Origin of the sequence: Rhizobium aureum (assembly GCF_030182495.1) — a bacterium.
Taxonomy (GTDB): domain Bacteria; phylum Pseudomonadota; class Alphaproteobacteria; order Rhizobiales; family Rhizobiaceae; genus Rhizobium; species Rhizobium tropici_C.
Genome location: NZ_JAQJCI010000001.1, coordinates 1,222,127 through 1,241,710, shown reverse-complemented (window position 1 = coordinate 1,241,710; position 19,584 = coordinate 1,222,127). Strand labels below are relative to the sequence as shown.

Here is a 19,584-nt window from a genome sequence, read left to right as displayed (position 1 = left end):
AGCACTGGAGCGCTTCCTGACGGACGGCCGGATCGAAATCGACTCCAATGTCGTCGAGCGCGCGATCAGGCCCCAAACAATTACGAGAAAGAACAGTCTATTCGCCGGCAGCGAGGGTGGTGGACGCACCTGGGCGACGGTCGCCACCCTCTTGCAGACAGCCAAAATAAATGGCGTCGATCCGCTCGACTGGCTCTCCCAGACATTGACCCGCATCGCTCAAGGCTGGCCAGTATCCGAGCTCGAGGCGCTTATGCCATGGAACTTCAGGCCTGACGCCATCAGCTAACCGCTTACATTCAGTCTACATTGACGCAGATAGACCGCTCTCGCAGGAATATGGATACTCACCTGCAGACAGAAAATGGATCTCGATAATTCATTGGCTTGAGCGGCTCATAACCTAGATTTAACAAGCACCGGGACTAGGTGATGGCAATAAATGCCCACAGTGATCAACCGTGATCGGACACGCGTGTCATTCTGCTGCGGAGTTGCAGCCAAGCCGTTGCCGCTAGAAGGCCATCGTCGCAAGCGCTCCACCTGACGGCAAGTTTGCCAATACGAGTCGTCCATCATGTGCGGCCATCGTTTCCAAGACAATGGAGAGACCGAGACCCAAGCCGTCCTCGCGATCCGTCTTTCCCAACAATTCGCCACCTTCGCTCAAGCGCCTGCTCGTGAAACCAGGACCTTGATCGGCGACGCTGATGCCCGCATTGAATACAGCGATCGTAATCACTCCATTCTCCGGACTGTGATGCAGCGCGTTTTCAACCAAGTTGCGTAGCGCTCGAAATATGAAATCATTGGCGCCACTAACGAAAACCGGTCCGTTCTCGAGCTTTAGTTCGATGTTGCGACCGGCTCCAATGATTGTGGGGGCCAAATAGCGGGCGACTTCGATGGCTACGCTCCCCAGATCGACTACGTCGGTCGCTTCATAGTGGAGCGTACGTACGCGCACACGATCAATGAGTTGCGTTATGACACGTTCCATGTCCTCGAAATCTCTTTCGACGGCGCGTGCGATCTGATCTTGAGACAGGGATAACCGTGTCTTGGCAATGGTAAGCGGTGTGCGCAGTTCATGAGCCAGTTGCCCTGAGAAACGTTCCAGCGAAAGGAAGCCGGCTTGCAAGCGGTCAAGAGCAGCGTTAACCGACCAGATCAAGGCTAGGACATCATCGGGCATGCCGCTCTCGGTTAAGCGCGTGGCAATACTCGCCGGGCCGATGCGAGCTGCTTCTTGCGCCGCCCTGCGCAGAGGTTTCAGTGCAAAACCAAGAACGACAGTATTCGTCGCGAGCAGCGCAAGCACAAACGGAATCCAGATCCAGGCGATATCTCTGACGAACTCCTCAAGGACGCTGTCGAAGATGACATGCGCTTTGGGAAATGCGATCTGGATAGCCTGTGCGGGGCTTGGCGCGGCAATTGAGACGGAAATACCGAAAAGTGCCTTTTGTCGCCCATGAGACGGAAGCTCGAAATATTGAGTTCGGTCGCTGGCAGAAGGAATTAACGGTTCCGGAGAGCCGGAAGAATCGATAATCCGTCCATCACGCCCCAGAACGGCGTATTGACCACGAAGTTCTCGGATGCGCGCCTTCACGGCTCTTGCATGAGGGCTTGAAAGTAGCGGATCCGTAGACAGGACCTGCCGCAGATCCTCGGCGAACGTCGAAAGTGTTTCTTCGCGGAAAGTGTCATTGGTGGCTTGGAAGCGGATATACAAGAACAGGACGCTTGCGCAGATCGCAACAAGAGCGACGATCGACATCGCCAGGACTAGTCGCTGCAGGAGCGTCAATCGCCGTCTCTTCACGGCCGCCTTTCCATAAGCATGTAGCCGATGCCACGCATATTGTGTATATACAGAGCCGATCCAGCCCCATGAAGCTTCTTGCGCAACCGATGCAGCAAGACCTCGATAGCATTGGAACTGAGCTCGTCACCGAAGCCATAGATTGCCTCCTCGACCTCGGCCCTCGACAATACGTGGTTAGGCCGCCGTAGGAAGAGGTGCAGAGCGGCAAACTCACGACGGCTGAGGGCAAGAGGCGTTTCGCCGACGGAAGCTGAATACTGGCCGAGGTCAAAAGTTACATCACCATGCTGCAGGATCGTGCCATGACGAGGCTGGCCGCGGCGCATGATCGCGCGCAAACGGGAGATCAGCACGCCCATGACAAAGGGCTTGCAAAGATAGTCGTCTGCACCGCTGTCGAGCGCATCGATAATCGAACTTGGCGAATCGCGTGCGGTCAGGATCAGGAGTGGCGTCGATGGCGCCGTTTTCCGCAGCGGTTCGATCAGTGTAAGGCCGTCACGGTCCGGTAAGCCGAGATCAAGTATGATGGAATCATAGTCGACCGTCTCTGCAGCCTCTTCAGCATCATTTGCATTGGAGACGTGATCGACCGTAAAGCCGTGTGAACGCATGGCATCATGCGTTACAGAGGCCAATTTCACGTTGTCTTCAACCAATAACACACGCATGGAATAACCGGTCTCGATTGATGGGATCAGAAGTGCGGGAGCATTTGGATCTTCCACAACGCATCCCGTCGCCGTCTTTTGGACAATGGCGCCCACCCGCTGAGGCGTAGCTTTGCTCGCAGGCACTCGCAGCCTGGAGACGTCGACGCGCAACGAACGCGCTGGCCAGCGGAATAATACCAACCTCAGCAAAGGATTTGCGGCATAAGGCGTCATCAATTGAATCATAAGTTCGTACGCAGCGTTCCAAACGACCAAGCGCTCTCAAATACGGTCCCATACGGGACGGCTTTAATTCACAATCATGACCGTTGAAGATGGGACAGATTGTTTAAACCGCGCCAACTTAGTGCGTGTTACTGTCACCAGCCTGAAGTCGCTGGCGCTACACTTCCGGGGCAGAGGCCTCTGTCAAGAGGTCTCGATAGGCACGAATTGGGTACAAGACGAGGAGGGTTGAGACAAATTCCATCTTTTCGCCGGGATTTTGTAAGTGTGCCGTAAGCCGAACTCAACATGTTCGCTCCGATGCGACTGTGATGTCGCCGCCTCGGAGTGGATGCGACATGGTAAATGCGAAGCTAGGCGAAACGTCGCTTGCGGTATTCTTAATTAATCTTGATCGTGCGGTCGACCGGCTGGCTGCCATGCAACATAAACTTGGGCGCATCGGCTTGTATGCTGAACGAGTTTCGGCGCTTGATGGTGCCGTCATCGAATTTCCGATCCCGGACTTCAACGAGGTTGCCTTTCGCTTCAAGCATGGCCGCTGGCGCAATCCCGCCGAAGTCGGCTGCTATCTGAGCCATATAGAATGTGCCAGGCGCCTTCTTGCCTCGAACAGCGAATTCGCTCTGGTTCTTGAGGATGATCTGGAGTTTTCGGGCGACTTTGCAGAACTTCTGGATGCGGCGCTCCAACAGAACGAGAAATGGGACATTCTGCGCCTTTCGACGGTCAGCAACGGACGAAAGTTTCGCTTCTCGACGCTTACCAAAACTCGGAGCTTGGCGGTCGCATTGACTCGTGAAAAGGGCTCAGGTGCCTATATCATCAATCGACGCGCGGCGTATTGGTTTGTCGAGAAGCTCTTGCCAATGCAATTGCCGTTTGACTTGGCATTCGACCTTGAATTCTTTGCAGGATTGAGGTCAGCTTTTGTCGTACCCATCCCCGTGGACCAGCAATTGGACCTGCCTTCGCAAATCCAGGGAAGGCGCCGGCGCTATCACAGATCACGGCGCCATTACCTCACAGTAATGCCCTACCGAACCTTCGTAGAAACCATGCGATTGCCGGCGCGGCTTATGTGCCTTATCGGCCACCTGACATGCGCGCGAATGAGAGAAAAAAAACTCAGCAGGGAAACCGTCGAGACCGGAGAGATAACTCTTTTAGATAGCTCGGCAAAGCAGATGGGCAAGATGCGATGAGGTTGGGTGTTTACGTCATTAATCTGGACAGGTCGGTCGAGCGATGGAGTATCATATGTTCTAGGGCCGCGGAACATAGCATCGACATCATCAGGGTGAGTGCCACTGACGGGTGCAATCTGTCACGGAAAGAATTTCGCGATGTGGATTGGAAGGGTTTCGCCCGGCACGGTGGACGCACAATTCTTCCGGGAGAGTATGGCTGCTATCGCAGCCATGTCAGATGCCTCACCAGTTTCCTTGAAAGCGATTTCGATGCGGCTTTGGTCATGGAGGATGACATCGATGTCACCGGCGACCTGCTTGACAGGACGGCAGCCGTTCTGGCCGTCGTTCCAAGCGCTGATGTCGTGAAATTGTTCAATCACAGGAGTTACGGCTTTCTCGGTATCGCGATAAGCGATTTCGGCGATGAAGTCGGTCGTTGCCTGCATGGTCCGCAAGGTTCGGCAGCCTGTTATGTGATCACCAGGCGCGGCGCGCAGATCGCCCTTCCATTCCTGCGAGTTATGAGCTTCCCCTTCGATGTCGCGCTTGAACGGGGATGGCACCATGGCCTTAATGTTCTGAGTGTCCGCGATAACGTCGTAGACCTAATGAGCTGCAGCCGCATCAGCCAGATTGGAAGGCGGATAGACTATGATCACGTCAAGTTCCCAGGTTTGAAACGCCTGCCCACGCACCTCTTGCGCCTTACCGAATATTATCGCCGGATTCGCTACGTGTTGAAAGTTTAAGCAAGCAACCACAGTTTGGTCTATTTTCTTTTGCTCGTGTCAGCGTTCGGTCGCGCCAATCACCAGTCCGCGAACGCCAAACGAAAGTTGAACCAGCTTGATCGTCATGTTGTTCCGCCTGAAGCCGGCGCTCACAAGCATTTCTACAATATCGTCGGGCTCGACGATGCGGTGGCTCTCTTCTTCGCAAAAGGGCCCGGCTAGCGATGCTGGGCCTTGATATAGGCGGTTAAATCAGCAATTTCCGCGCGGGTCAGTGAGAGATTTGGCATTCGCGAATGCTGGGGATTTGCCAGAAACGCTGATAATCGCGTCTCGTCGAGATGCATGGATTGACTGATCTGAGCAAATGTCGGTACCGAATCGGAACCGATGGTCTGGCCCGAGGCAACGACATGGCACTGGCTGCACCAGCGCAGCGCGATATTACGTCCGTGTGTGAGGTCTGCCGCACCGCCTTGGTCAAAGAATATAAGAACGAGAGCGGCAACAACCGCACCTTTCAAACTGCACGTCTTGTTCATCGACCGGTCCCCCTGCAGTTTTAGACCTTTGCGTATCTTATCGTCGGCAGTGAGTCTCATCCTTTCAAGCAAGACGCTTATCGTCTTCGCCGTAAGGACCTTCGTCAACCAGACTATTGTCCCGAGCTCGCCGGCTCTGAATGACAATTCCAGGCCGCAGTAGTGGTGAGCGAATGAAGCAAGTCTCGAATACACGGAATCGACGTCATCATCTTTGCTTTCGGTCAATGCGCCCTGTCAGTGTTCAACGTCAGCCCCAAGCGGCATGTTGACCATCGAGTGCATAACAAGATTGGCCTCAGGTAGCGGTTAGTTGGATGCCGCCGCGAGAGGAGCCCTGCACAGCGGTGGCAGACGTATGTACCTTGATATGGAGTGCCCTCAGAGCGTTCAGAATGACTGCAACGTCGATCATTTCCTGGAGCACCGCTCCCTCTACCGGCGTGAGATAACCAAACGCCGCCGCCAGCATGCCGAGGACGGAAAAGCCGATTCCCACCCACACACTCTCAAGCGCGATGCGGCGAGAACGTCTGGCAATCTCGAGCCCCGCCCCGAGCTGGTCGATGCGGTCAATAAGAAGAACGACATCGGCCGCTTCGGCGGCAGCGGCGGCTCCGCGGGCTCCCATCGCCACCCCCACGTCAGCGGCGGCGAGCGCAGGTGCATCGTTGATCCCATCACCCACCATCATCACTGGTCCGTTCTTCCGCTCCGTCAATACCGTCAAAACTTTCTGATCAGGCGTCAGTTCGGCATAAAGTCCGTCGAGACCAAGCCCCTGCGTGACGCGTTCGGCGACCTCGATACGGTCGCCAGTCGCCAGCAGAATGCGTGTGATACCCTCCCAACGTAGTGCGCTGAGCACCGCTGCGGCTCCCTCGCGCAGGGGATCGGCCATGATCAGGCAACCCGTCAGGCGACCGTCCACTGCGACGGCCACGAGCGTGCAGCCGGCCGCGATGTCGGGGTGCCCGCCAGCCTTTTGCCTCAAACGTCGCGTCACGAAATCTTCGCCACCTACGACAACGCTATGGCCGTCAACAGTTCCAAGGATTCCCTCGCCTGGAAACTCTTCTACTCCAGATGGTATTTGTAGCGTCAGCCCTCGTTGCTTAGCGGCCGTGACGATGGTTTGCGCCACGGGATGCTTCGAGGCCTGATCGAGGGCGGCGGCGAAACGAAGTATTTCATCTTTAGGCATGTCGATATAGCTGTCGATCGATATGATGTGTGGCCGCCCGTCCGTCAGAGTGCCTGTTTTGTCGAGAACGAGCGTCCGGATGCGTGCCATCTTTTCCAGAGGCTTTGCCCCCTTGATCAGTACGCCAAAATGTGCGGCACGCGACACGCCTGCGACCAATGCAACTGGCACTGCCAGAATCAACGGACAGGGCGTGGCGACCACCAGAACGGCAACGGCTCGAATCGGATCTTCCGTGAACCACCAGGCTGTAAGAGCGAGTGTCACCGTAATGGCGAGAAATCCCAACGACCAGCGGTCGGCAAGCCTTGACATTGGTGCCTTGGACCGCTGTGCTTGGTTTACGAGGCGAACAATTCCCGCATATGTGCTCTCCTTAGCGCGCCGCGTGGCTGTCAGGTCGAATGCCTCCCCTGCGTTGGTCGAGCCACTCATTGCCTCAGAACCCATTGTCAGCCGGATGGGCAGGGATTCTCCGGTTAGTGCCGACATATCGAGGAAGGCAAGTGCCGAAGCTACCGTCCCGTCCACCGGGACGACATCGCCTTGTCGTACCAGCAGCTTGTCGCCTGGCATGATTTGGTCCAGCGGGACGTCCTCAAGCTCGCCATCGCGATGCCTTGTCGCTGCGCGCGGGACGCGTGAAAGGAGGTCATGCATTTCGCGGCGCGCACGCCCTTCAGCGAAGCCTTCCAGGAAAGCCCCACCGGAATACATTACCGCCACCACGGCGGCAGCAAGAGCCTCACCGAAGGTAAGTGCGGCTGACATTGATAGTGCTGCAATGATATCTAGTCCGATCTCGCCACGTCGCAAATCGCCAAAGATCTCCATCAGAAGCGCTGCGAGTATCGTAAGGGCGCCCGCGGACCACACCATTCTGCCGGTTTCGCTGCGAGCCAAAAGATAGAGCGTAAGCCCTAATAGCAGGCCTGCCAGTGCCACCAGCAGAAGGACGGTTTTTATTCGATTTCGGCTTGCAAATTCCATGCAGGTAATCTCTCGCGGAGCCAAAAAGACGCGTTTTGCGAAATGTTTGGCACCATGGAAGACTGATTGAGCGCCCTTCGCCTTGACGTGCATCAAAGGGGCAGGCATTGACTTCGTGTCCTATTGTGGGCGAGAGGTGGCGATGCTGCAGACTTTGCCGTGATGGAGCAGTCTTCCAATTGAGATCTGCCGGCCGTTATCTCCTCGATTTGAAAGCGCATCAAATCCCATCGCTCTGCCATCATCTGGATCACTGTTTTCTTGCCTGGATTTGCCTCATCGACGCAGCCGGTTGCCCGCCTATCGTCGACGAGGCAGATCCATTGACCTACACGCTCGACCGTAGCTTCAAATGAACGAGCCGTGAGGATCTCTCGACAATAGCAAAGCTGTGCTCTCTAGGCCTCGTTTCGGCATTGGCGCAAACGCTCCGCTCGATGCTGCGCGAGGCGATCGCTACCCCTGAGGTCGCCGCGTAGAAGCATGTTGTTCTAGGCTGATGCGCAAGAAAGATCCTCCAGTTGCTATTGCATTTGCCCGCAAATGCTGTGGCAAAGTGAGCGAGCCTCACGGGTAAATACGGCAGACGTTTTCTTGACTTGGATCAAGGCTGCACGCCGATCAATGGCGGATGATGAATTTATGTTCATTGCTGCGAGGACTGCCGACGCCAAGAACTGTTCGATGGTGAACACAATTCTTCGTGGCGGCTGGCAACCTTCCCAATGAGGAAGTTGGATTCTTAGGCAGCAACATTTGTCGCACCCGGTTCGTCCATGGCGAGGATGGCTATGGCTCTCCTTGGGCGATACCGCTCTTCGCTCGCGATACAGCATGCCTCTTGGGGCACTATCTGCATTTGTCCAGGCGAGGGCAATCGATCGGCTGGAAGCTTGTCCGGTTTGCCGAACAACACCTTTGGGTTGTATCTCGAAGACATCGGCAGATATCACAAGGGCAAAAGGAGAAACGATATGAGTATAATACGAAATCCATTGCTGGTCCTGCTCGCCTCCGCGATCGCCATCGGCGGCCCGTGCTTGGTGTTTGCGCAGACAAACGGCGCGGATGACCATCATCCCGGTTCCTCGTCAGCGACGAACCCGCCTTCGGGAATGGAGAGCATGATGGGATTGGACCAGCATGCGATGCCGGGATCGCGCATGATGTCCAAAGAATTCCAGTGCAGGATGATGCCCGGCGCGATGGGCGGCATGTCGACAATGGCCATGGGCGGGGACATGATGAAGATCATGTTTGCCATCGCTGACACGGACGGGGATGGTTCGCTATCCTTCGATGAGATCGTGGCCATCCACAAGCGGATTTTCAACGTCATCGATGCGAACAAGGATGGTCAGGTTACGCCTGAAGAGGTGCGGGCGTTCTGGCTGCAATAGGCTTCTGATAGTCCTTAAGCGGACCGAGGATTACCTCCTGGCTACGCTTTCGGTCCTTTGCCTCTTAGCCACGTTCTTGCCCGGCGGCGCCGACAGGGCATTGCTGCCGCGCAGTTGGGAAGCATCGAAACTAGACATAACAGTCATGATATCTGATCGCTGGCCACATTGTTGAAGGATAGAACGCGAATTCGGGCCGCAAATTGCACCGACAGCGCCTCGGCAAGGCAGACTGTCGAATAACCGAGACGCATCTTCAATCTGATCTACGGCCAACGGTGCGCCATTTTGGGATGTCCTCAAAGACTGCATGTCTTTCTAGTGAAAAGCAAAAGTCGCTAACTAACTTAGCCAATCCAACATCGAGGCACCATGCCAAAGGACCGGCCCTTGCTCCCTTTCTCTACAGGCGCGTCTGGAACTACTCGCCGGCTGGGAGCTTATGCTGACGCCATCCACGGCTCACCCGGCCGTAACAGGCTTCTTCTGCTCGCGTTTTGTCTGACAGTCGTGGTGGGTGCCACGGCAATTGGTCAGCTTCGGCTGAATGCATGGAACGAGCCTTTCTTTGATGCGCTGAAAAACCGGGATTTCGTCCTGTTCGGCCGACAGCTTGTCGTGTTTACCGGCGTAGCCGGGGTTCTCATTGTCCTGAACATTGTGCAGGGATGGCTCGATCAATGGACAAAAATTGCCTTGCGCCAATGCATCACGCGCGACCTCCTCGTCCAATGGTTTACACCGCGAAGAGCTGTCCTTCTCAGCGGCGCAGTTCCAGTCGGAACCAATCCTGATCAGCGGATACAGGAGGATGCCAGGCGATTGACCGAGCTTACTGTATCCCTCGCCGTAGGGATGCTTCAGTCGACATTACTGCTACTCAGCTTCGTCGGCGTGCTATGGCTGCTTTCCCGCGGTTTCGTGTTCGAATTCGAGGAACGTCGCTTTCAGATTCCAGGGTTCATGGTTTGGGTTGCGTTGATTTATGCAGCATCCGGCTCTTGGCTGAGCTGGCGCCTGGGGCGCCCGCTAATCGGACTCAATGCGACGCGCTATGCTCAAGAAGCGGAGTTTCGTTTCGGGCTCATGCGGGCAAACGAATCCCGTGATGGGATCGCCCTCAGCGGAGGCGAGGAGGGCGAGCGGATGCGGCTCGAACGGGAATTTAACAGTGTTATTGGCATCGTCAGGCGTATTGCCAACGTAACAACGCGGCTGACGGGAATCACCGCAGGATATGGGTGGTTCACCACCGTAGTTCCGATCATCGCCGCCGCTCCAGGCTATTTCGGCGGTCACCTCACTTTCGGTGGGCTAATGATGGTCGTCGGCGCCTTCAATCAGGTACAGCAGGCACTCCGTTGGTACGTTGACAATGCGGGCAACATAGCGGACTGGCTGGCTACGCTCGAGCGCGTGATGGATCTGCGACAGGCGCTTCTCGCGCTAGATCGCGCCGTGCCCTCAGAGAACCGCATCACCGTACTTGAGAATGCGCCGGCGTTTGTCATCGAGGGCATGACCGTGGAGATACCTGATCGCACGATCTCCATCAGCGAACCGAGGGTGGAGATTCGCGCGGGCGAGCGGCTCCTCGTCGTTGGCAGGCCAGGAACGGGCAAGAGTACGCTGTTTCGAGCGCTTGCGGGACTGTGGCCGTGGGGAACCGGGCGGCTTTCACTTCCGTCGAAGACAAAGATCATCTTTCTGCCGCAAAGGTTGTATCTCCCGGATGGGTCGCTGCGGGATGTCCTTGCCTACCCATACGAGGCTTCGGTCTTTGAACAAGAGGCTTTTGGTCGCGCGCTTGCGCGCACGAACCTGACCCATCTCATTTCCTCTCTCGACCGCCTGGCTCGGTGGGATAAGGAGCTAACGGTGGACGAGCAGCAGCATCTGGCGTTTGCCAGGCTCCTTGTCCATAAGCCCGAATGGGTTGTGAGCGACGAAGCCTTATGTCATCTCAACGACGATGATCGGAAGATGCTGTTTTCTCTATTTGACGAAGAATTGTCAAAGACAGCCGTGCTAAGCATATCCAGCAACGAAGCCCAGTATGGGTTTTATTCCAGAATCCTTTATTTGACGGCGCATCCGCGGCTCAAAGTCGTTCCAGCATCCCTTGGTCGCGACGCTGCTATCTCAGGATGTCTCGAGTGAAACAAAGCTACTGCTAAAGCGATGTTTCGCGTGTAATGACCCTATTACCTTACAGACAAGATCTACTGCTTACTAAATGCGGGTAGCGATGCCTGGTCTCGTAGATCCGGTCTCACCGTTTCTCCTTACGCAAATCGATGGGGAGTGGTCCCATGTCGAGATTCGCCTGGGCAAAACTGTCGAGCAACTGAAGGGTAAATTCACATAGTTCGATCATCCATTGATAACGGACAATGACGTTGGGAGTAATTTCGACATAGTCCTCGGCTGGTGGGTACAGCGCGAAGATGCGTTCACCACCCTTGATCCCTTCGATCTGCGATCTGAATCGGTTGAGGCGCTCGACGATGACGTCCTTGTTTTCTCGAATGACTTCATTGTGCATGATTACCTCCGAAAACTGAAAACCTTGGACAAATATTAGTATACTTTATTCCTTTCGTGTATTGGTTTGAGTTCTCGGCGGCGCCACAAGTTGTTGAAGAATGATATGTGCGCTTTAAGCGTGCAGCTCGTTTGGGCCAAACGACGCCCCTTAGCGTTCCAGATGCTCGCCAGCGATCGAAGACGTGCCGAAAGGCGTTCTGGGAAATCACCCCAGCTTATGCGTCGGGGTATAAAAACTCGCGGCTTTGCTTGTCATTTCAGTTGCCCGCTTCGGCTCCGCGGTCCGACATATTTGGGGGCAAAGTCCACACTCGTGTGTACGGTTGAAAATTGGCCCGCCCGCAAGCCGGCGCGTCAAATCCTGCAGCCGAAAATTGTTTGATCACAATGTTTTCAATGCTTTTGCGGTGTATGACGAGAAGCAAGTCCAGGTGCCAACCCTTAATGAGCCATCGCACCCTTGGAGCCGAGATCATCGCATAGGGCGTGACTTGCCGGACCCGAGCCGCCCAGCGTTGTATTTCCAGCTGATTTCATTGGCGCTGCGCATCATACAACTTCAGCATTTGCAGTGCTGCCCTACTGGTTCGCCGGCAAAAGTGTCACGACGTCGCTCCAATAAGGCACCAATAAGCCAAGCGTTCCCGCCGCTATTGCGAGTATGGTGGCCAAGAGAAGGCGGCTCGAATAGAGCTTTGTGCCGACGGTAGTCGCCAATGCGCTCTTGGTCAGGAGATTGCCAGTTGCCGCAAGTGCAATACCATAAACCGCCGTGTTCGGCTTGATTTCTATGGATGTCAGTTTTGCCAGAGTCAATGTAATTGCATCGAGATCACCCAGTCCTGAGACGAAGGCGATCGTGAATAAGGAGTTAGTGCCGAGCACGGCCAAGGCGGCACGCGACATGAGGCTGATGAACAACAATATCGCAACGAAACGAAGGATTGCCCATATCTCCAACGGGTTGGTGGGCATGAAGTTCGCCGTGCCGCGACTGGTCCGTCGCAACCCGGCGATACTGCCGATAGCGAGAGCCGCTGACGACGGTAAGAGCACTGCAACTAGTGTTTCTGCGGTTTCAGGCGCAATTGCGCTGCAAAGCAGTAAGGTTCGCATCAAAGACACGGCACCCGCGGCCATGGCACCAGAAGACAAAATTGTCGACAGCTGGGGTGTGTGGCTGGATTGGCGGGCAAAGGAAAGCGTCAAGGCAGTGGAGGAAACGATACCACCCGCAATGCCGGTCGCAAGAATACCGGCACGCGGGCTCATGAGCTTGATGAGGACATAACCAGCAAACGAGGTGAAGGCGACCAATATCGTCATGATCCACAATTCGAAGGGATTGATCGCGTTCCAGCTGTCCAGGGCTCTGTTTGGCAATAGCGGGAGGATGACGACCGTCATGCAAAGTAGGATGAGTGCGGCGCGAAGCTCAAGCCAGGTGAGCCTCCGCAAAAAGCCGTGTAGCGGCTCGCGAGCGGCCAGCAATGCTGTTATGGCGACCGCTGCGGCTGCCGTTGTCGTCATATCGGCAATCACTGCGCCAAACCCCAGAGCAAAAACGGTGACGGCGGCAATCATGCCTGTCGCGCTATAATCCCCGGCCTTTTCTGCCTCCATATAGCTAAAAATGATCATGGTGATGCTAAAGACGAGAAAGATCGCAAGCGGCAGAAGCAAGCCAACACTCGGATAAAGAAAGCCGCAGAACCCGCCTAGAAATCCGGTTAGGCCATAGGTTCTGATGCCTGCCGTTCGTTTGCCGGGCGCAACGTCGCGATCCTGCCAGCCGCGTTCGATGCCGACAAGGATACCGATCGCAAGGGCGAGACCCAGGCGTTGGAATGCCTCGATTGTAGCCATATTGGTAATCACATCCGTTTGCCTCGCAGGGCTGCTTATCGCCGGTCGTCATGATTGATCACTCCCCATAGCGACCAGGCATCCGAGATGTCGGCATTATTTCGCTCGATTTTCACAATGTACGTTGATGGCGATCAAATCAGCTGCATCGTGCATTCGAAATGCCATTTCGGCGCTACGGCGGGTGGTGCAGCTCGCTGCGATCGGACGCCTTTGATGCCGATCAAGATTGATGCGGACGGCATGTGCTAAACTTTGTTGAAAGGGAGGAATTTGTCATGTTCTCAAATATTCTTGTGCCGACCGACGGCTCGCCAATTGCTCAGTCAGCAGTCGATAAGGCTGTCGAATTTGCACGTGACGCCGGGGCAACCGTTATCTTCATGACGGTGATCGAGCCCTTTCACTTGTTCTCGACCGATAGCAAACAGCTTTCTGGCAGTCCAGAAGACTACCGCAAGCTCGCTCATACGGAAGCGTCGCAGCTCTTGGCTGAGGCGGAGGCTAAGGCCCGCAGTCAGGGGCTTGTCTGCCGCTCTGTCGCAATCGAGGATGAGGACGTCGATGCAGCAATCATCCGCGTGGCCTTGGAAAACGGTTGTGATCTGATTGCGATAGCATCGCATGGCCGGGGAGGCGTCGGGAGCCTGTTGCTCGGCAGTGTCACGGCGAAAGTTCTAAGTCACTCGCGTATTCCCGTCCTTGTTTATCGATGATTGTGGTCGAAGCGGAGCAGGGATTTGCCTGCTCCGTGCCTGTTTTTCGTTTCAATATCTGAAGCGTGGCGGCAGGCTCTTACATGAACGCGAAACTTGCCTTGCCTGGTGCAAATGGCTTCGTGCCATTATCGGGAGTTTGACTTCAAACATGCCGCCGGTATCATCTTTTCCATCGACGTCAGTTGATCGACGAATATCTCCTTGTGGCGCCAGCGCATGGCGAAGGAGCTCATTTTATGACAAGGAAAAGCTTGCGGCCGTCGCGGAAGATACCAAGAAGCAGGACTTCATCTTGCTGTTGCGTAAGGTCGGCAACCATCTGTGGCGTTGATGCCGGGTGCAGATTGATGCTCATAATGACATCACCTGGCAATAAGCCGGCTGCCGCCGCCCTGCTACTATCGATCAGCGATGACACGAGCGCCCCTTGAACATTGCCATAGGCATCGGAATCCGAGCCGAGCTTTTCGAGTGTCACATCGTCTAGCAACCCGTGGCCCTTGATTTCCACACCGGTGGGCGGCTCCTTCTGAGGAAGTGCTGCGCTCAATGTCGCATTGAGGTTTATCGTTCCAGTCGGGCGTACCAGTGAGAGCCGTACGGAGGCATCGGGCGGAAAGGCGGATATTCTTGCATGCAGTTCGCGGGCAGTTTTGATTGGAGCGTCGTTGACGGCGATGATGACGTCTCCAGCTTTTATTCCTGCGATCGCACCGGCTGATCCAGAAATGACATCGCTGACCAGTGCTCCGGTCGCCACGTCGATGCGAAGAGCTTTTCCAAAATCGGCATTGTTATTTTGCGCGATCACCCCGAGCTGCCCGCGACGAATTTCGCCATGAGCAACCAATTGTTGCATCACGGATCGCGCCGTGTTGATCGGAATGGCAAAACCTATGCCGATATTCCCGCCTGAAGGTCCGATAATGGCACTGTTGATACCAATAAGCTCGCCATCGAGATCAATCAGGGCACCTCCGGAATTGCCAGGATTGAGAGAAGCATCGGTTTGAATGACATCCTGATACCCTTCAACGCCGAGTTCGGCACGGCCAAGCGCACTGACGATACCGAACGTGGCTGTTTGACCGAGGCCAAATGGACTGCCTATCGCGGTGACATAATCTCCGACGCGAAGCTTACTTGAATCACCAATATGGGCAGCGGTTAGTCCCACGGCCTTGATCTTTATGACGGCTATGTCCGTTTCAGAATCTGCGCCAACGACTTTGCCTTCATAGCCGGAGCCGTCGGCAGTCGTGATCCGGATGTCGTCGGCTCCCTCAATGACATGATTGTTCGTCAGAATATAGCCGTTGGATGCGTCGACGATCACGCCTGCACCGACGGTTTGAGAAATTTCAAGCATAGGCCCAACATTCTCAGAGGTGCCCAGCAATCCGTCCACTTGAGGCACTGTTGCGGTGTTGGTATCGTTTGCCCCCGTCGAATGAACGGTGATGCTGACGACACTCGGAATAACCTTTTCCAAGATCGGCGCTAATGAGGGAAGGGGCAAGGACGCCGATTGCACCGGATACCAGTCGCCGATGACGATCAAGCCCGCCATCAGCATGAAAGCCGACAAGTGTCGCCTATACATGTGGGGACAATGCCTTGCCCTGACACCCATCGGACCCATCGCGCTGATCAAGCCTCTCGACATGCCTTGCATCCCTCCTTTGAAGGTCCACAAAATATCCGATTGGGATCCGGTTCGCATTGACCAGAAACAAAGTGGTCCAATTGGCCAACACATCGGCTCGACTCTCGATGTATAACGGTGCACTGGAACCCTGCAAAATGCTGCCGCTTCCGAATTTTAAACGCTAGAGATGATCGGCTTCCATTGCCTGACAGGATTCACCGAACATCGACAAGGCTTCCTCGAGATAATCGCCGAGTAGCGGCGTGCCAAGAAGGTAGTCGGCTGTCCGGTTATTGTGCGCGTCTGCCGCCGCCTCGCGTATATCTCGCCAATCTGAAGCAATTCCGTCGCCACGACCGAGCCAAACAAGAGTCACAAGGTCAATCTGCTCGTCAACGCTGAGAGCCCATATGGCGGAGCGGATTTCTTCTTGAACCGGATCGTCCGCTCTGTCTTCCAGCACATCGATCATGGCGTCGTCCGATGGGTTTGAGGCTGACTCTTCGTCGGTCGGTGCGTCTTTCGCGTCATACTGGCGGGCTTTCAGAACAAAAAAGCAGACCTTTTCGGGCGATATGGTCAATGGCCAGGCCGGCCGATCCTTGTCGAGCTTCTTCCTCATTGCCATCCTCCATTCCCGGGCATGAAATTATGGGGCGGCGCCGGGTCCACCCACTCCAGGCTACCCGGCGCCTGCGTCTAGCCGACTGACAGCCGGTCTTCGACGGTTCGTACGCCAGGTGCCGACCAGGCTGCATGTTCGGCGGCACGTCGTTCCGACCAGGTTTTGACCTTGCCCTGCAGCGTTACCTTTCCGTCGGCGACATTGACGCTGATTGCATGCGCCTCGATTTCAGCGTCACGCCGGAAGGCGTCCTCAATACGTCTTTTAACGTCGATTGAGCTGGCATGCGGAGCCACTTCAATCATATTGGACACGCCGACGACACCGGACAGGTCCCGAACGGCATCGGCTGCCGCGTTCTTCTGATACTGCCATTCGACGCGACCGTTCAAGGTTACCCAACCATTCTGGACTTTGACCTGAACCGCATCCTTGGGAATGGTCACATGCCATCCCATAGTATTGACGGCGCGCTTGGCAATTTCGTCGTCTGCCGTCCTATTTGTTCCAATGGGCCTGACCTCGATGCCTTGCGCGATTGCCTTAACACCCTTGATGCGTCGTGTTGCCCGTTCGGCCGCTTCTTTTTCGGCATAAGTCGCAACGTGACCCGACAGGGTAATAACACCATTGTCGGCGGCGACGCCGATGTTGGCTGCGTCGATACTTGGCTCGAACTCGAGCTCATCGAGAATTAATTGACGAAGTGTGATATCGTCCATGAGACAATCTCCTCTGTTGATATCTCGAACGCGGAAAGATTATGACGATGTTTTGCCGTCACATTGACTTGGCTCAATTGCCGGTTCCTGCGATGTTTGGAGGAGATATTTCTTGCATTGTTTTGATAAGTTGCGCAGCGAGCTGCGGGGTGCGGCTCGCAATGAACCCGTCGATCCTAATTGATGAGCAACCTAATGCCAGCAGAGGAGACCCATCGGTCCCAAGGACGACGCCACCGGTAGCCTCGACAAGCGCCTGACCGGCTGCGCAATCCCATATCATCGTTGGTGAGAGCCTTATGTAAGCATCGGCCTCGCCAGCGGCGATCAGGGCGAATTTCAGCGCAGATCCCAGTTTGCGTACGGCACATGGTCGGGATGCGAATAGCACGTCGCGCGTGCGCTGATCGAGATGAGACCTGCTCGTAAGTGCTATGAACCTTGTCGATGGGATGGAGCGTTCGGCAAGACAACTGCGTTGCCCGTCTCTCTTCTCTTCGAACGCGTGGCCGCCTCCATATGAGAAGAAAAGCCGCCCTCGAGCGGGCGCATAGATCAAGCCGATGGTAGGTCTACCATGTTCGACCAATGCCACGTTGATCGTAAACTCGTCGCGACCGGAGATGAATTCCTTTGTTCCATCAAGCGGATCGATGATGAAGGCGACCGCGTTCTGAGCTTTTATCGCCGAATTTTCATCCTCTTCACTGACCACCGGAATGGCGGTCGTCAAGGCCCTGCAACCGCCATACAGAATATCGTGGCTCGCGAGATCGGCTGCTGTAACGGGAGAGCCATCGGGTTTGCTGCGTGATGGCTGCAGGTTTTTCTGAAACGAGCAAATCACATCCCCCGCTCTGCGAACGACCGGGATCAAGGCCTCGGCGAGCCGTCGTCGGGAGGCGAGTTCCATTCCTCATAATCCCGTTGTCATTATTGCGGGGACAGTTATCCCGATATGAAGGGCTTTTCATTGATAAGCATCAATGTCAGGTGACACCTGTTGGCGCCAGATATCGTTGACTAAAAAAACGAGACGCAGGGCGGACCGATGATCGTCGAAGACCAAGCCAGGGCCAAATCCTTTCTCGAAAGCGTTCTTTCCCGGGACGGTGAGCCCGTGCAGACGATGGAGACGCATATTTCCCGAATATTCCTATCAGGGAATCGCGCCTTTAAGATGAAGCGAGCCGTCAAATTGCCTTACGTCGATTTTTCCACCTGTGACAAAAGACAGGCGGCCTGTGTGAAAGAGGTTGAGCTCAACGGTCTGACGGCGCCCGGCCTCTACCTCGGTGTGCGCGCTATTACGCAGGCGAAAGACGGCACGCTCGCGATCGATGGCGACGGACTGGTGATTGAGACCGTTGTCGAGATGAAGCGCTTCGATCAATCGCTCCTGCTTGATCATATCGCTCAGTCCGGCGGATTGACACCTCGGATGATGACGGCACTTGCCGGCACAATCGTGGAATTTCATCGTCAGGCGCCGATTGCCCGCGGTCGTGGCGGAACGGCGTATGTACAATCGGTTCTCAAGATCAATGAAGCCGGCTTTGCTACCAGCCATGTTTTCACACCGATAGAGGTTGCGGAACTGACCGCTTCCTTCAACAAACGGCTCGCCGCGCTTGAGGGGTGTTTGGATAAGAGGGAGATGGCAGGAAAAGTTAGGCGCTGCCATGGCGATCTGCATTTGCGCAATATTTTCCTGCGTGATGGCCGTCCGTGCTTGTTCGATTGCATAGAATTCAGCGAAGAAATCGCTACCAGCGACGTGCTGTATGATCTGGCATTTCTCCTGATGGATCTCTGGCATCGTGGCCATGCCGAATTTGCCAATCTTGTCATGAACCGATACCTGGACGAAACCGGAGACGACAACGGATTTGCAACGCTTCCGTTCTTTATGGCCATGCGCGCGGCCGTTCGAGCCCACGTGGTTGCCACGCAGGCGGAGGGCGCCGGTGTCAACGCTCAGGAACTTTCATTGGAGGCACGATCCTATTTTGCCCTCGCGGTCAGTCTTCTTCGGTCGCCTCAGTCCTGCCTCGTCGCCATCGGCGGGCTCAGCGGATCAGGAAAGTCGACGCTTGCCGAAACGTTGGCACCATGCATCGGCCTTCCGCCAGGAGCGCGCATCATCGAGAGCGATCGCATTCGTAAGTCGTTATATGACGTGCCGCCGGAAACACGATTACCCCAAAGCGCCTATCATCCGGAAGTTTCCGTTCGGGTTTATCGGGAAATATCATGGCGCAGCCGGCTCATTCTTGCCCAGGATGGGGCAGTCGTCGCCGATGCCGTATTTGACAAGGTCGAAAATCGCAAGCTGCTCGAATGGGCTGCGAAAGAGAAGGGCTGCGTATTCTCGGGTTTCTGGTTGGAAGCCGACCCGGCGCTGCTGTGGCAACGCATCGAGGCGCGACGAGATAGCGTATCGGATGCGACGGTCGATATATTGGCAGAACAGCTTTCGAGGAAGCCCACTCCGATCGGCTGGATCAAACTGAATGCAGCTCGTCGGCCGGCCGAGCTCGCAGACGAAATTATGCGTCGCATCGCGAGTGAGAAGCCGGTTCTCTCCTCCGTGGCCGAAGATATCTGAGGTCAAACTTCGAACGTGAAACCTGCCCGGCGCTATGGACAGCCCTTTTTACATCCAGA

17 protein-coding genes are annotated in these 19,584 nt (G+C 55.4%); 7 read left to right on the top strand and 10 right to left on the bottom strand.

Annotated elements, in window-relative coordinates; translation table 11 throughout:
* Positions 1–289, top strand: a 289-nt coding sequence (locus PH552_RS05840; RefSeq protein ID WP_285165710.1) for a transposase domain-containing protein, incomplete at its 5' end; no start/stop codon positions are given.
* A 225-nt stretch (positions 290–514) separates the two neighbouring features.
* On the opposite strand, the gene PH552_RS05835 is transcribed toward PH552_RS05840, so the two are convergent.
* Together PH552_RS05835 and PH552_RS05830 are read right to left on the bottom strand one after the other, a co-directional pair.
* On the bottom strand, positions 515–1,813 hold the full coding sequence (locus PH552_RS05835; protein ID WP_285165709.1) for an ATP-binding protein: 1,299 nt from the start codon (positions 1,811–1,813) through the stop codon (positions 515–517).
* Between the two features lie 11 nt (positions 1,814–1,824).
* The gene (locus PH552_RS05830; protein ID WP_285165708.1) at positions 1,825–2,718 is read right to left on the bottom strand and encodes a response regulator transcription factor; all 894 of its coding nucleotides are present in this window, start codon (positions 2,716–2,718) and stop codon (positions 1,825–1,827) included.
* Positions 2,719–3,068: 350 nt separating this feature from the next.
* On the opposite strand from PH552_RS05830, the gene PH552_RS05825 reads away from it, so the two are divergent.
* Together PH552_RS05825 and PH552_RS05820 are read left to right on the top strand one after the other, a co-directional pair.
* Positions 3,069–3,935 carry a glycosyltransferase family 25 protein gene (locus PH552_RS05825; protein WP_285165706.1) on the top strand — a complete coding sequence of 289 codons (867 nt, stop codon included), beginning with the start codon at positions 3,069–3,071 and terminating at the stop codon, positions 3,933–3,935.
* Positions 3,932–4,672 carry a glycosyltransferase family 25 protein gene (locus PH552_RS05820; RefSeq protein WP_285165705.1) on the top strand — a complete coding sequence of 247 codons (741 nt, stop codon included), beginning with the start codon at positions 3,932–3,934 and terminating at the stop codon, positions 4,670–4,672. Before PH552_RS05825 ends, PH552_RS05820 begins: the two co-directional genes overlap by 4 nt.
* A gap of 200 nt (positions 4,673–4,872) precedes the next feature.
* On the opposite strand, the gene PH552_RS05815 is transcribed toward PH552_RS05820, so the two are convergent.
* Both PH552_RS05815 and PH552_RS05810 read right to left on the bottom strand, forming a co-directional pair.
* On the bottom strand, positions 4,873–5,196 hold the full coding sequence (locus PH552_RS05815; RefSeq protein ID WP_113251285.1) for a c-type cytochrome: 324 nt from the start codon (positions 5,194–5,196) through the stop codon (positions 4,873–4,875).
* A gap of 298 nt (positions 5,197–5,494) precedes the next feature.
* Complete coding sequence (locus PH552_RS05810; RefSeq protein ID WP_113251286.1) at positions 5,495–7,390, bottom strand: heavy metal translocating P-type ATPase; 1,896 nt, start codon at positions 7,388–7,390, stop codon at positions 5,495–5,497.
* Between the two features lie 974 nt (positions 7,391–8,364).
* On the opposite strand from PH552_RS05810, the gene PH552_RS05805 reads away from it, so the two are divergent.
* Positions 8,365–8,790 (top strand): EF-hand domain-containing protein, encoded by a 426-nt coding sequence (locus tag PH552_RS05805; protein ID WP_113251203.1) that lies wholly within the window; start codon positions 8,365–8,367, stop codon positions 8,788–8,790.
* Positions 8,791–9,162: 372 nt separating this feature from the next.
* Complete coding sequence (locus tag PH552_RS05800; RefSeq protein ID WP_113251204.1) at positions 9,163–10,950, top strand: ABC transporter ATP-binding protein/permease; 1,788 nt, start codon at positions 9,163–9,165, stop codon at positions 10,948–10,950.
* A 112-nt stretch (positions 10,951–11,062) separates the two neighbouring features.
* Here the strand turns inward: PH552_RS05800 and PH552_RS05795 are convergent, their stop codons facing one another.
* On the bottom strand, positions 11,063–11,335 hold the full coding sequence (locus PH552_RS05795) for a hypothetical protein (RefSeq protein ID WP_285165704.1): 273 nt from the start codon (positions 11,333–11,335) through the stop codon (positions 11,063–11,065).
* A gap of 581 nt (positions 11,336–11,916) precedes the next feature.
* Positions 11,917–13,215: an MgtC/SapB family protein gene (locus PH552_RS05790; protein ID WP_113251206.1), complete on the bottom strand. Its 1,299-nt coding sequence runs from the start codon at positions 13,213–13,215 to the stop codon at positions 11,917–11,919.
* A 266-nt stretch (positions 13,216–13,481) separates the two neighbouring features.
* Here PH552_RS05790 and PH552_RS05785 point away from each other — a divergent pair, with 266 nt between their 5' ends.
* Positions 13,482–13,919, top strand: a complete 438-nt coding sequence (locus PH552_RS05785) for a universal stress protein (RefSeq protein ID WP_113251207.1) — start codon at positions 13,482–13,484, stop codon at positions 13,917–13,919.
* A 232-nt stretch (positions 13,920–14,151) separates the two neighbouring features.
* On the opposite strand, the gene PH552_RS05780 is transcribed toward PH552_RS05785, so the two are convergent.
* The 4 genes from PH552_RS05780 to PH552_RS05765 all read right to left on the bottom strand — a co-directional run bounded on the left by PH552_RS05780 (position 14,152) and on the right by PH552_RS05765 (position 17,830).
* Positions 14,152–15,510 (bottom strand): trypsin-like peptidase domain-containing protein, encoded by a 1,359-nt coding sequence (locus tag PH552_RS05780; RefSeq protein ID WP_162737047.1) that lies wholly within the window; start codon positions 15,508–15,510, stop codon positions 14,152–14,154.
* A 241-nt stretch (positions 15,511–15,751) separates the two neighbouring features.
* Positions 15,752–16,198: a DUF3775 domain-containing protein gene (locus tag PH552_RS05775; protein ID WP_113251209.1), complete on the bottom strand. Its 447-nt coding sequence runs from the start codon at positions 16,196–16,198 to the stop codon at positions 15,752–15,754.
* A gap of 71 nt (positions 16,199–16,269) precedes the next feature.
* Positions 16,270–16,917 (bottom strand): BON domain-containing protein, encoded by a 648-nt coding sequence (locus PH552_RS05770; protein ID WP_113251210.1) that lies wholly within the window; start codon positions 16,915–16,917, stop codon positions 16,270–16,272.
* A gap of 73 nt (positions 16,918–16,990) precedes the next feature.
* Complete coding sequence (locus tag PH552_RS05765; RefSeq protein ID WP_113251211.1) at positions 16,991–17,830, bottom strand: 3'(2'),5'-bisphosphate nucleotidase CysQ family protein; 840 nt, start codon at positions 17,828–17,830, stop codon at positions 16,991–16,993.
* A gap of 138 nt (positions 17,831–17,968) precedes the next feature.
* On the opposite strand from PH552_RS05765, the gene PH552_RS05760 reads away from it, so the two are divergent.
* Positions 17,969–19,525, top strand: a complete 1,557-nt coding sequence (locus PH552_RS05760) for a bifunctional aminoglycoside phosphotransferase/ATP-binding protein (RefSeq protein WP_113251212.1) — start codon at positions 17,969–17,971, stop codon at positions 19,523–19,525.
* The last annotated feature ends 59 nt before the right edge of the window (positions 19,526–19,584 follow it).

Excerpts from the sequence above, each read along its gene's own strand:
- PH552_RS05810 (WP_113251286.1), bottom strand. The coding sequence starts at position 7,390 with ATGGAATTTGCAAGCCGAAATCGAATAAAAACCGTCCTTCTGCTGGTG.
- PH552_RS05795 (WP_285165704.1), bottom strand. The coding sequence starts at position 11,335 with ATGCACAATGAAGTCATTCGAGAAAACAAGGACGTCATCGTCGAGCGC.
- PH552_RS05765 (WP_113251211.1), bottom strand. The coding sequence starts at position 17,830 with ATGGAACTCGCCTCCCGACGACGGCTCGCCGAGGCCTTGATCCCGGTC.
- PH552_RS05830 (WP_285165708.1), bottom strand. The coding sequence starts at position 2,718 with ATGACGCCTTATGCCGCAAATCCTTTGCTGAGGTTGGTATTATTCCGC.
- PH552_RS05815 (WP_113251285.1), bottom strand. The coding sequence starts at position 5,196 with ATGAACAAGACGTGCAGTTTGAAAGGTGCGGTTGTTGCCGCTCTCGTT.
- PH552_RS05805 (WP_113251203.1), top strand. The coding sequence starts at position 8,365 with ATGAGTATAATACGAAATCCATTGCTGGTCCTGCTCGCCTCCGCGATC.
- PH552_RS05770 (WP_113251210.1), bottom strand. The coding sequence starts at position 16,917 with ATGGACGATATCACACTTCGTCAATTAATTCTCGATGAGCTCGAGTTC.
- PH552_RS05825 (WP_285165706.1), top strand. The coding sequence starts at position 3,069 with ATGGTAAATGCGAAGCTAGGCGAAACGTCGCTTGCGGTATTCTTAATT.
- PH552_RS05800 (WP_113251204.1), top strand. The coding sequence starts at position 9,163 with ATGCCAAAGGACCGGCCCTTGCTCCCTTTCTCTACAGGCGCGTCTGGA.
- PH552_RS05785 (WP_113251207.1), top strand. The coding sequence starts at position 13,482 with ATGTTCTCAAATATTCTTGTGCCGACCGACGGCTCGCCAATTGCTCAG.
- PH552_RS05775 (WP_113251209.1), bottom strand. The coding sequence starts at position 16,198 with ATGGCAATGAGGAAGAAGCTCGACAAGGATCGGCCGGCCTGGCCATTG.
- PH552_RS05760 (WP_113251212.1), top strand. The coding sequence starts at position 17,969 with ATGATCGTCGAAGACCAAGCCAGGGCCAAATCCTTTCTCGAAAGCGTT.
- PH552_RS05820 (WP_285165705.1), top strand. The coding sequence starts at position 3,932 with ATGAGGTTGGGTGTTTACGTCATTAATCTGGACAGGTCGGTCGAGCGA.